The sequence below is a fragment of the Labrys sp. F242 genome (assembly GCF_057813875.1).
This window is the reverse complement of the sequence record NZ_JBVASG010000001.1, coordinates 2,181,505-2,193,636: the sequence shown is the minus strand read 5'-3', so window position 1 is coordinate 2,193,636 and position 12,132 is coordinate 2,181,505. Positions and strand designations below refer to the sequence as shown.

The following is a 12,132-nucleotide window of genomic DNA, read 5'->3' as shown; positions in this document are numbered from 1 at the left end:
GGACATCGTCGAATCTGCACAAGGGACAATTGATATTTGTGTGGTTCTTAAACAATTTTGGGAGCTCTAAGGATGAACTTTTATTACTCCGCTGAAGTATGTAAGTAAACGTGACTCCGCCGTGAATTTGCCAAGAGAGAGAAACAATTTAGCAGTGTAGATGAACGCTGCGGCAAGAACGCAAGGATCCGGCGCTGAATGGGCGTTCATATGGGCAAGAATGCCAGCATGGAACGGTTGCCGGTCGCTAGCTGGGTCGGTGTGGCTGAGCCGGGGGGCGTCTAAGGCCTAAGCCGCGCTCCTGTCGGAGGCATTCGACGTGCGCTCGGGTCGAACTGAAGTCGACGGATGGCCATGAAGATGCCAGATGCCGAGCGTCGACACAGCGGGGGTGCTAATCCCGGCAATGGCAGCCTCTGATCAGATTTATCGAGACTGGATCTATGAGAAGATTTTTCGGCGGGTATGGAGAGGGCAGCAAAATCAGGCTTTGCGCCTATGACCAAGTCAATGCTGACTTAGCGGTGTGGCGCGCCCTAGATGCCGAAGGTGAGAACTGGAATGTGGTCATTCCGCGTTGCAGGCAAGATCACTATCAGTAGCCGCAAGACAGCTCTGAAATAGTGGATCCTCAAATGGGGGCTCCAGGGAAAAAATTCACACCTTCAGCAATATGACCAACAGTGCGATATAAGTCAGGCCAAAATTTACGAGCATAATCCACTTAAGGGTCTTAACGTCTGCCTTGAGCTTTTCCCAATCGTTGGTGCTGTCGTTCACAGACTGCCACAGCTTCATTTTGCACTCCCAGGATGCCGAAAAGGCCGCCAGAATGTAGCACCACAGTCGCTATCGAGACAGACACCCTTGGCAGCACTTCATTCTTTGCCATCTACGGTGCAGTCGGGTGCGCCATGCCCGTTGGCTATTTGAGGCTCCTTCCATGAATTGAGGACATCCAGGATGTCTGGCTGGATGATAATATGTGCTTCTTCGCGGGTCAGGCCTTTGATACGAAAGAGGCTTTCATAGTCGGTCAGTTCATGTCGAATGAAGTTGTGGAGAGTCTTCCCGACAGCTTTGCCAATCGGCGTCTTGCTCCACCATGGGCGCCCTGCGACCTTCTTGGCAATTTTTATTGCAACGTGTTCCGGACAACCAGGGTGATGTTTCTGCATGTGAAGCAGCACCTCTGCAAACAAGAAACGGTTTCCAGTCTTACGCGTTCCTACCCATTGACGATCATCTCAGCTATATTCTTGCTGGGTACGCAACCTTGCACATGACATCCGATGATCCTGATGCAACTATATATTTGTACATGGCGGTGGCGCTCGTTCGATTGCAAATCCTGTTCCTGTGTTATCGTCCAGCGGAATTGAAATGATCGGCTAGCGCTTGCAGCCTGCGCTGCATTTCGCGCTCATCCAAGGCGACAGGCTTGGGCGCACGCAGGCGCATGTTGGGGTTCAGGGCGGCAGCCCGGAATTCAGCCGCTGCGTTCCAGGATTTGGCGGAGGAGCGAGGATAAACGATATCCGGCGTCCGCGGGATAGGTGCTTCTTTTTTGGCCTTCGGCTCGCGAGTCGGCGGCTGCCGCACTGGCTTGGCGACGGGCTGACTGGCCGGCAGGACCTTCCCGACTTGCGGCGGGCTCTCCGAATCGAAAAGGATTTTCAACAAGAACCAGACCAAACGCGGTGACCACTGGGCACCGGCCGTCGTTGTGATTGAGGCCTTGTTCAGTAACCTGGATACGTCCTTCGGCTGGCGAAACCCGTTTTCTTTCAGAGCCCGCACATAGGCCCGGATTTGGGTCAGCTTTTGCCTGTTCTTGCCCGAGAAATCGAGATGCGCCTTTTCAGCCTGCGCGAGCATGATTTTTGCGCCGTCCTGATAGACATTACTATCCGGTTCCCGCGTTTTGTCGTACGAACGAGCGCCACGCTGCATCGACGATACGATCGACTTATACAAATTCCTCTCCCCCCAAGACGAACCAGTTTAATTTCAGGATTAGGGGGAACGATGTCAACGACTTGTCTGGCACCGAGAATATCTTGCCCATCGCCCATAGACCGCGTGCTAGCTGGTGTAACTTTGCAAGCGGTGTCCGATGACGTCGACGCAGTACGCAGTCATATTTGCTTGTCCCTACCATTGAGATCGCGCTCTCTGGCGATGGAGAGCCATTCGCTCACGATGCTTATCTGTCAGCTGAATAGGGCCCATCCAGCGAAGTTCGGCGCGGCCACATTCGCTAAGACGAGGTGAGAATTCGGGCGTCCCGTTGTCGTCGAAGGTCACCAGGGAGCGATCGAATGCTGCATCCCACAGTGCCGACAGGAGCAGCCCGTTATGCACGTCAAGTCGCTCGGCATCGCTTTCGCATTCTGCCCATGGAATGATGTGGGAGGCGCGTATAAGGGCCGAATCGGAGATTCCCGTCAGGGGGCAACGCCCCTGCCAGTAATCCATGAGGCGATCGCGGAAGATGTCCTGCCCGATCCGCTGCACCACCAAACGCTCAGCCTCGGTGGTTTGAGGCAGGTCCGCCACGCGCCGTTCGAAGTCCCGGAGGGGCGCGTCGGGAAGGCTGATCGCCAAGGAATATACGCGGTTCAGCGCCGCGTAGAGTTCGCCCAGCGCATTGAAGGTGTAGCGCCGCGTGCCGGGGCCGGGCACGGCGGCGGCTGGCCAATCCAGTTCCGCGACGACGCCGGCATGGTCGGTGGCGAGAAACCACGGCCCATGACTGCTTTCAGCCGCCAGATAGATAGCGCCATGCGCCGTCGTCGACGCGAAGGCACGCCATCCGGCTTCCTCGCCCAGAACACGGCGGAAGCCGTTATGCGAGGCGGCTTTCTCACATTCTTCCCGGACGATGAAGGATTGGGGAGCCTCAAGAGCCATGTCGAAACTCAAATATCCATCGCAAACAACCGCATTTCTGCCGGTGTCGAACTCATCTGAAGCCGGACGTAGTGTTCGTCCTGCAATTCAGGCGGTGGGGCGGTGGTCGTCGTTATGATGTATTGGAAACACGGCGTTCCTGCTTCCTCCCACTGATGCACGAGCTTGAACAGGCCAGCATAGAGTTGCCCATCGAGGTCGGCTTCGCGTGGGCTGTCGTGGACAAGAAAGGCCGGCAGATCGGCCTGTTCCTCAATGGCCATATGCAGCGCCGCGAGGTCGAACGCGACGATCTTGAGCGAGTCCAGAGCCGCGGTGGATACCTCGCCTCGTCCCGCGAACTCGGCATCGACTTTCAGGCCGTGGCCATCCAGTTTGATGGCACTGGTAATTCCCTCGGGTAGCCAAGCAGCCATGATCCCTTGATACCGCTCCTCCAGCGTCCTGATGGCGACTCGCGCCCGCGAGCGCCCGGCATCCAACTGCGCGCGAACCGCATCCAAAGCCGCAGTTCCGGAAGGAGCAGGTTTTTCATTCTTCGCGCTCTCGCGGAGCGATCGCACATCGTCGAGCGTCCGCCTCGCACGATAGATTCTGTCCTGAATCTCCTTCGTGACGGCCTGCGCGGCGCGGGTGGCGTCATCTGCGGTTTTGACCTCAGCCTCCAGCGCGAGCCGCTTCGGCTCCAACTGCTGAATCTGTGCCCCAACGAGCTTGCTCTCCTGCTCCGCGCCGCCGGCTTCAGCATCCAGACCGGCGGCCTTCTTCCGCTTGTCCGCTATGGCCGACTTCAGTGCAGCCAGATCACATGGTTCGAGCGAGATGCCGCATCCGTTCGCCTTGATCTCGTCGATGCTGACCCGGCACACGGGGCACACCCTGATCCGGCCTTGTGTGATGTCGATCTCACCCAGGTTGGCTTCGGAGCGGTAGCGCTCGGCCTCGCCTCGCTTGAAACGCGCGTCATTGTCCAACTGCTGCTGTTTCGTCGTCAGCGTTTCCCGCTCGGCATTGAGGGCCTTTTGGCGAGCAAAGATGGCTCCAACATCGGGAGGCTTCGGGACGGCCGTCCGCATGGCTTCGGCCAGCGCGGCCTCTGCCAACGAAACCAACCCCTTCTGGTCGATCGTGTCCTCGAACCCGATTTCATCGCTAGCCCCCAATGCCAGCCTTAACGCTTTTAAGCCGTCAGCATATCGTTGTTGCTGATAGGCGTGGCGGCGGCGCTCGTCCTCGACCGTGGCCACCAGTTCCCGCTCACGGGCGGCGGCCGCACGCTCTTCCGCATCGAGGGCGCGCAAGGCAAGGCGAACCATGGTCAACTTGGCGGTTTCGCCCAGCACCTGCGCGCGAGAACGGGTTTGAGTCTGTGACGAGCGCCACGCGAGAATGTCGGCGAGGCGACATTCTTGGTCGCGCGTCAACCAAGCCCGAAGCACATCCCAGACCTGTTCGCGGCTGATCTCTGGCGGCGTCGCTCCCGCTAACGTCGGGAAGAACGTGCCGATGATGACAGGATCAATAACTCCTTGATCGCCATCGCTATGTCCCCGCGCGATCGCGTCTTCGATGGAGTCGGCCTGAACAACAAACTCTCCGCCCGGCAGCCCCAGCGGGCGGACGGCGACCCAGCATACGCCGTCGATCAGAGCCTCGGCCGCGAATAGGCCGTCGGGAAGTCGCGTCATGAGGCGCGATCGCTGGTTGTCGGTTGCATAGCCCGGTTCGCCGAGGCAGGCCCGAAGCAAGCGGCAGAAGGTGGTCTTGCCGCTGCCATGCGCCAAAGCGCGGCGGCCGCTGATCGTCATGTCCGGTGTCCAGACGATGTTGAGACCGGGTTTCAGCGTGACATTGCGGATAAGGGTCTGGCGATCCTTGAAAATCGCCAGACGACGGACCCAAAGCCGAGGACCCGCCCGGCCCTTCGGCGCCTTCGGTGGTTTCATCACCGGGGCGAAAAGGTCGGCCTGATTAGCCACGGCCGAACCTCACCCAGATCACATTGTCTTCCTCCGCGACGGCGGCGGTGAGCTTGTCGATCTCCATGCCGCGCACTGCGCGCATTACGAAGGCGGTTCGCTGGGCATGGATAGAATTGGCTTCCAACCCTGCCGTGTTGAAATACTGTCCTTGCGCCCAAGCCCCATCGGCGCTTTCTGCCAACTGGCCTGATGTAATCAGCGTCTCGAACATGGACCGCCATGCGGCGTTAATAGCCGGGCTCAGCCTGATCGCTCCCTGCGCCGGCTGCGCGGCCGAGCCGAGAAGCCTGATCCAATGCTGCTGATCGTCTGCCGTCAGCAGGGGCGTGAGCAGTGCAGGTTCCGCGAGGCTGGCGATGACGAACCGGATGTGTGCGCCGTCGATCGTCGGGTCCATCTGCCAAAGCGCGTATTGTGCCGCATAGCGAAGACGGTCGCGCGGTTGAACTGTGGCCGGCCACGCCCACGCGTAATCTGGAAGGTCGGCAAGCGGGGGCAGCACCACAGCGGGAACGGGCAACACTGCCGCTGTGTGGCCAAGCCCAAGATCGGCGAAAGTTCCGTCGGCTTCCATCCGGTCCCAGGCTTCGAGCACGAGGCGTTGAGTGCGGTATTCGCCATGCTGGCGGATTTCCTTCTCCTTCAACACGCGGAAGGTTTCCGAGGGATAGTCAGGGCCTTTCACGTCGGCAGGGTCGAGGATGTAGCGTAGCTCGTCGCGGGTCAGGCCGTAGGCGCGGGCGTAGAAAGCGTCGAGATCGGCGCGGAGGCTGACGCGGCGGTCCTCGTTCCAGGCGAAGGGCGGGCCTTCGTGGCCCAGATCGCGGGCGAAGGGGGCGAGGCTGTGCGAGGTGTAGGTGAGTTCCAGCACCTTCGGGATGACGAAGGTGAGGCGTGGTTCAGTGTAGAAGTCAGGGGGGAGCACAGGCAACTGCTCAACATGAAAGAAATTGATATTTACCCCGCCAACTTTTCGGCGAACTACAAAATCAAAGCAAAGGGATGCACAGTTTGCATAAAGGCATGCGTACAGGGTCGCGGGTTGATCTGATTTTATCAGATTCAAGCTGTCCCCAAAGCCCGCAATGGGCATAAGGGTTGGAATGAAGGATCGCTCATTCCCGATGCCTGTTACCTTGTTGAACACCAACATTGCCCCAAGCGAATAGTTGTTCAGGGCCGTTGTTACATCCGTTTTTGAGATCCAGTAGAAGGGTTGAACCTCGTACTCGGGGTTCATGTGGTGATGAAGCTCTGTATCAGGCAGGACTCGATTGCCACGATCATCTCCACGACTTTCGTATGACGCAGAGCGATGGTCATATATATCGAACATCTTCGCTTCGAACAGCGGTAATAATACCTCTCGACCCGATGTGCTTTCGTTTGAAATCCAATTACCCCCTTCTTGGATATAACCTAAGGTCGCAAGAGATGAAGCAGTATGAAACAGATGGCTATCATTGGCCATATGGAACAGGATTGAAAACTTAACACCCCAAGGGTTGCCATCGACCCCGAGTCCATTTTGCACTAGGATTGTTGAATTCTCATAGATCTTTGTTGTAATTTCTGCATCTGCTCTGGTTCTAAATACTGAAGCGGTTCTAGTATTTGGGTTCAGCCGAGCAATCTGTTCTGATGTGAGGTGAAAATTTCTCTCTGGCCCCGCCAGTTGAGATGGATATGTGATGTAAAATGCAAAGCGCGCCGTGCCTTCATCTCGGCCAAGCGTCAGCAAACTAAACTTGAAGCTACGATGCACGCCAGCAAAGAGCGGTGCAGAGTTTTCAAAATCCACCAGTTGTGCTAGCCGCCTCTCGGAAACTAGGTGTGCGAAAAACGGCGCGGTGGTTGCATCGGTAGCGACGCCTGTTGGCACAATAACTCCGGCGCGATGTCTAGCCAATTTGGAGAAGAGTTCGGTAAAAAGGGCATAAGTGTTAACGTCGCCCCTACCTGTCAGGGCAAAGCGACCACCGTCCTTGCCCGGCACTCGGACGAACTCGCTAGTCGCCTCTGCCTCGCGTTTGGCAGTCTCAAAGGCGAGATGCAGTGCGTGTTCGGGACTTCCCTCAAGTGCTGTTGCAAGCGCCTTGATCAGCTTGCTTCGTTCCGATTTGTTCTGGGCACCAGCAATTTCTGGAGAGCGGCTGGCAAAGAACTCCTGCTCTTGGAGCTTGATCCGCTCCCACGGCGGGTTACCCAGCACCACATCAAACCCGCCGCGCTGCATCACATCCGGGAATTCCAGCGGCCAGTGAAAGGCGCGGGCACGGCGTGCAGCAGTCGCCTGTCCGATGATCGGTCCCCAGACCTGCCCGTCATCCAGCGCCTGCCAGACGTCCGAGGTGGTCGGAATCAATCGCCTGCCCCGCGAAGTCGGGGTACCGCCAGCCTTCGGCAAAAGGAAGGCTGCGATATAAAGGTCGCAAGCCATTTCCGCCTTGTGGAAGACTTCACTTTCGCGGATCGACCGGAAGCGGCGATCTTTGGTGAGGATATCGTCGAGCGTGTCTTCACCCAGCGCCCGAAAGCCGGTGTATTCCGTGGCGATCGGCCGGATGGCCGGCAAACGGGATCGACCACCCGCGAAATCCAGACTTCCCTGACCAGCTTTCTCGTCCCGGTTAGCGCGGGCGTAGTATTTCGCAGTGTCCTTGTCATCGCCGGTCAGCGGCTTGTAGGCAACATCGGGAATACCTTGCTCCAGCGCCTTCAGGTCGAACACACCAAGGAGGGAGTCGCCGCAACGAATCTGCGCGTCGAAGAAGCCGAGTGGAAGACCTGGATCGACCGTCTCAATCCACAACGCGACCTTGGTCAGTTCGACGGCCATCGGGTTGCGGTCCACCCCATGCAGGCACGATCGCGCGACGTCACGCAAAGCATGACGAAAATCGATGAGTGAAGGTGTGCCATCAGCGCGGATGCGGGCAATGCGCGTCGCTATGCGGCGGGCGGCGGCCAGCAGGAAGTGGCCCGAGCCACAGGCGGGATCGATGACAGACAGTTTTAGGAGTGCCGCAGCCGGATCGTCGGCCTCCGACTCTGTCTTGCCGAGCACGGGATCAAGAGCGGTATCGAGAAGCGCCTGCACAAGACTGTCGGGCGTGTAATAGGAGCCGGTGATCTTGCGCTGGTTGCCCTTCTGCTCCGCCGCTTCCGAAGCGAAGTGCAGGGACTTGCCGTCCTCACCAAGTTGCGGCTGGAGTTCAAGTAGGGATTCATAGACCGAACCCAACTCCTCGGTCTCCATCGCGCGCCAGTTCACCGGCGTCATACCGGCTTTGTCGGAAAGCCAGGAGAGGCGGTAGAGCGCCTCCATGAAAGCGCGATTGCGCAGGCGGGCTGTTTCTAGATGCGGCAGTTTGTCATCGCTGAAAAGCCCGCCGAGCGCTGGCAGGCCGAGCGCGTCCTGTCCATGCGCCAGCGCGCGGAAGACGATCTTCACGCCCTCGTAGCGGTCGTGATGCTTGTCCCAGGTGGCCGCGCGGACGCATGAGGCGCGCAGCGCCGCGAGGCTGTAGCCTTCACGATAGAGCCTGCGGGCATCCTGTGTCGCCGTCTCGGGATGAAGCAGGTTCCGGTCTTCCGCCACCATCAGGAAGATCAGGCGATAGACGAGGCGCAAAAGCTCGTTGAACCATTCGGTCAGGTCGACCTCGCCCGACTTCAGACGCGTGGCGAGATCGGGATTGGCTTCGAGGAAGCCCGAGCCGAGCACCCGAAGCGCGGTTTCCACCTGTGCCGCCAGCCGATCGCGCGCAGCCTCGCCTTCGCGGGAGCCGGCATCCCGCCAGCGTTCCAGCGCGCAGTCCGTGACCGGGGCGCCGGCAGCGCCGAACCGTGTGCGGTGGATCAGCGACCAGAGAACCGCGAAGGACGCGGCATCCTCGTTGGTGAAAATCTGTGCGAGATCGGCTTCGATATAGGCCGGCCGCGTCAGCGAGGCATTGTCCCGCATGAGCCGCAGGACGGTCCCGTTCGTCACCAGCCCCCAAAGCGTGTCGTCATGGTCGTTGAGATAATCCTGAAGCGCGAAGGCCGGAGACCGCGAACGGTCGGTCGAAAGTGTCGGACTGCGGCGATCGAGCTTCTCCTCGGATGGCGGCACGACGACAATCGGGACACGTCCGCCGGCGAGGAAGGAGAGCGTGCCATCGGCCGGAGCGAGATCATCGAAGCCGAAGGTCTCTGTGAGGAAGGCCCGGACAAAGCGCCGGGTCGCCTCGACCGAGGGATTCTGAAGTTTTGCGAAGGCGTCGAAATGAGATTGGCCGACGCGGAAGGAGGTAGAAATCTCCTCGCGGATCGTGAGCCCCTTGCGGATGCGATAATCCTCTTCCGCCAGATCGGAGGCTTGCCGGCGGTCGATGCTGGCGACCATGGCCGGGGCGATGAGGTTGCCTTCCAGCGTGAGGGAAGGCCATGCCGACATATCGGTGAAGGGTTTGCGCGCCATGATTTATGCCTCCCCCGGCATCAGCGTGAACAGGCCGATGACATCCGGCGGCAATACAGCCTCCACCGTGACGCGGGAAGCGGACCCGGATGCGGCGCGAAGGCGGGCGTGATCCTGCATCAGCTCCTGCGCGCGGGTTTGGACGAAGTCGGCGATCGGCCCTTCGAGTAGGCCCGGCAGTTCCTCCTTGGCTTTGGCGATGAACCTATCCCGTGCGATGGGCGCAAGATCGGCCGTCGCGGGCGCGTTCAGTAGTTCGCGCGCTTCTTCGCCGACCGCCACGATCCGCGCGCCCTGCACCGCAACAAGAGCCGCTTCCTCCGCCAGCAGCAGCCGCTCCTTGCGGGCATGGACAGTCAGCTTGAAACGGATGCGCAAGAGCGCGAGGCGGGTGACTTGCTGGACGGCGGCGGTGGGCCATGCACCGACACGACCGATGCCCAGACCGGACAAGGATTCCGGGTCGAGCGAGGCTTCGACCAATGCTTCGGCGAGCGTCGCCGTCAGCGGGTGCGTTCTGGTAAGCAGCGTCGTGCCCGAGGGTGCAGGCTCCATCGTTGCCAGGCGCACCGATCCTTTCAGATCGTGCTCCGCCAGACGCTCGCGCAGGCCGGCATCAAGGGCATCGACGTGGGCCAGAAGCACGGCTTTGCGCGTTTCCAACTGCGCGCCGAAGCGCGACATGGCGCGCTCGACGAAAAGACGTGCATCGGCCGGGGAGCCGAGCAGCGCGCGAACCTTTTCCCATTCAGGCGCGACTTCCTGCGGCTTCATGGCGTTCTGCGCGAAGCGCGCCCGCGATTTTCGCTCGTTCTCGGAAGCGTCCCTCCAGCGCGCTTCCACGGCTTTCACGCTGTCCTCAAAGCGAAGATCGAGCGTGAGCTGGGCGCTTCCACGGCGGCGCAGCATCATCGACGCCATCAATGCGTCCGTCACCGGCCCGCGTTCCTCTGGGAGCGGCACGGTCACGCCCGTCGCCTTACGGATTTCCTCGGCTTTCCGAAGGATGACCTCAAGCACGGCGCCGTCGATGGCGCTGTCCGGCGAGAACATCATGATTGACCGGACAAGGTTTGCCGGCTGGCCGAAACGATCGACGCGCCCTTCGCGCTGCTGGTGCCGAGTCGGATTCCACGACAGATCATAGTGAACGACCGTGTCGAAAAGCTGCTGAAGGTTAATCCCTTCGGAGAGGCAATCGGTCGCGACAAGGACGCGTTGGACCGGCTTTTCCTCGTCCACCGACGCCATGTCGGCGACACGATCACGACGCTCGTCCGGCGTGAGAACGCCTGTCACGGATTCGATAGTAAGCTTCGGAAAGGCTTTGCGCAGACCGTCGCGCACATGCTCGGCCGTCGCCAGATAACGGCAGAAGACAACGGGATTTGCGCCCCTCTTGATGAGGGGCGTCAGCGTCTCGATCAAAGCCGCCAGCTTCGGGTCGGGCTTTCGGGCCAATTCCTCGGCGTGCCTCACCAGCGCGAGAAGCGCCGGATCAACGTCGAATGCCGTGCCCGGTTCGAGATCGACCGCGTCCTCATCGTCGCCGTCGTCATCATAGATTTGAGGTTCGAGGCGATCACTCTCGCTCGACATGCGGTTCCGTAACGCGCTCAAAGCAGCGGCTGGGGAAGAGCCGACGCAACGCATCAGCGCCAGCGTGCCCCAGAAGGCGAGACGCTGCTCCCTCTGTCCCGATCCCGCTTGGGAGACGACGCCGAAGCAGTAGTCGAGGACGGCCTCCTGGAAATCGCGATGGGCGCCGGACAGATGATAGGCGAACTCGGTGGTTTCATGTTTCGGGAAGGCGCGATCCTCGTCCCAATCCCCGGTGACAAGATCGATCCTGCGCCTTTGCACGAAATGCCGTGCCAGACGCTCGCGATACCGCGTGTCCTCGAAATCCATCGAGGCAAATGACGGATCGATCAGGGAAAGGAGACGAGCGAAAGCCTCCTCATCCCCCGAATGCGGTGTCGCGGTCAGCAGGATCATCCGGCGATCCGGATTTCGCGCCAGCCCTTGCAAAAGATCGAAGCGTTGCTGCCGTCCCTTGTGTGTTCCGACGCAGGCGTGGGCTTCGTCAACGATAACGAAATCCGGGCAGGCGCGCGCGAAGCCCTCGCGGCGTTTTTCCGCCTTGATGTAGTCGAGGCTGACGACCGTGAACGGATAAGCCTCGAACAGGGTCTGGGCGAGTGGCAATCCGCGTTCCAGCCGGCTTGCGGTGCTGGACGTGACTGGAACAGCATCAATGCCGAAGCGGGCCTTGAGTTCTCCAAGCCATTGTTCGACGAGGTGCGGTGGGCACAGCACCGAGAACGCATCTACCTCGCCTCGGTCCATCAACTCGCGCAGGATGAGGCCGGCTTCGATTGTCTTACCGATGCCAACATCATCCGCGATCAGTAAGCGCGGCGCCGCCATGCGAAGCGCCATCAGTAGGGGGACAAGCTGATAAGTCCGCGGCTCAAAGGCGAGCTGGGCGGCCGACCTGAAAGGGCCTGCGCCACGGCGGAGCGTCAGGCGCAATGCATCCGCCAGCAAAGCAGCTTTTGCTTGAACCGTCGTCGCCGCATCAACCGGAAGATCGAAGCGGGCTGGCTCAACCGGCAGAAATTCGAGCGTCGGATCGAGGACAACGGTATCATTTCCTCCACCCGAAAGGGGACGGAGCGCGAGGATGCCATCCCGAGGTGACGGTAGTGCGACCCACTCACGGCCACGCGCTCGGACCAAATCTCCCGGAGCAAAATTGATTGTCATCAC

Annotated in this window: 7 protein-coding genes; all 7 read right to left on the bottom strand. The window is 60.0% G+C overall.

Annotated elements, in window-relative coordinates; all coding sequences use genetic code 11:
• Window positions 1-657: 657 nt before the first annotated feature.
• Window positions 658-798 (bottom strand): hypothetical protein, encoded by a 141-nt coding sequence (locus ACZYTC_RS10365; RefSeq protein WP_488989541.1) that lies wholly within the window; start codon window positions 796-798, stop codon window positions 658-660.
• 80 nt (window positions 799-878) lie between these two features.
• Window positions 879-1,202 (bottom strand): DUF2293 domain-containing protein, encoded by a 324-nt coding sequence (locus tag ACZYTC_RS10360; RefSeq protein WP_488989540.1) that lies wholly within the window; start codon window positions 1,200-1,202, stop codon window positions 879-881.
• A gap of 160 nt (window positions 1,203-1,362) precedes the next feature.
• Window positions 1,363-1,977 carry a hypothetical protein gene (locus tag ACZYTC_RS10355; RefSeq protein ID WP_488989539.1) on the bottom strand — a complete coding sequence of 205 codons (615 nt, stop codon included), beginning with the start codon at window positions 1,975-1,977 and terminating at the stop codon, window positions 1,363-1,365.
• A 177-nt stretch (window positions 1,978-2,154) separates the two neighbouring features.
• Window positions 2,155-2,925 carry an HNH endonuclease gene (locus ACZYTC_RS10350; RefSeq protein ID WP_488989538.1) on the bottom strand — a complete coding sequence of 257 codons (771 nt, stop codon included), beginning with the start codon at window positions 2,923-2,925 and terminating at the stop codon, window positions 2,155-2,157.
• Window positions 2,922-4,892, bottom strand: coding sequence for a DUF2326 domain-containing protein (locus ACZYTC_RS10345; protein WP_488989537.1), 1,971 nt, complete (start codon window positions 4,890-4,892; stop codon window positions 2,922-2,924). The genes ACZYTC_RS10350 and ACZYTC_RS10345 overlap by 4 nt, the downstream gene beginning before the upstream one ends.
• The gene (locus ACZYTC_RS10340; RefSeq protein ID WP_488989536.1) at window positions 4,885-9,360 is read right to left on the bottom strand and encodes an Eco57I restriction-modification methylase domain-containing protein; all 4,476 of its coding nucleotides are present in this window, start codon (window positions 9,358-9,360) and stop codon (window positions 4,885-4,887) included. The genes ACZYTC_RS10345 and ACZYTC_RS10340 overlap by 8 nt, the downstream gene beginning before the upstream one ends.
• A gap of 3 nt (window positions 9,361-9,363) precedes the next feature.
• A complete protein-coding gene (locus ACZYTC_RS10335; protein WP_488989535.1) occupies window positions 9,364-12,129 on the bottom strand; it encodes a DUF8741 domain-containing protein in 2,766 nt (921 codons plus the stop codon).
• Between the last annotated feature and the right edge of the window lie 3 nt (window positions 12,130-12,132).

Bases quoted from the DNA above. Each gene is read 5' to 3' on its own strand.
- ACZYTC_RS10340 (WP_488989536.1), bottom strand. From the start codon at position 9,360: ATGGCGCGCAAACCCTTCACCGATATGTCGGCATGGCCTTCCCTCACG.
- ACZYTC_RS10335 (WP_488989535.1), bottom strand. From the start codon at position 12,129: ATGACAATCAATTTTGCTCCGGGAGATTTGGTCCGAGCGCGTGGCCGT.
- ACZYTC_RS10365 (WP_488989541.1), bottom strand. From the start codon at position 798: ATGAAGCTGTGGCAGTCTGTGAACGACAGCACCAACGATTGGGAAAAG.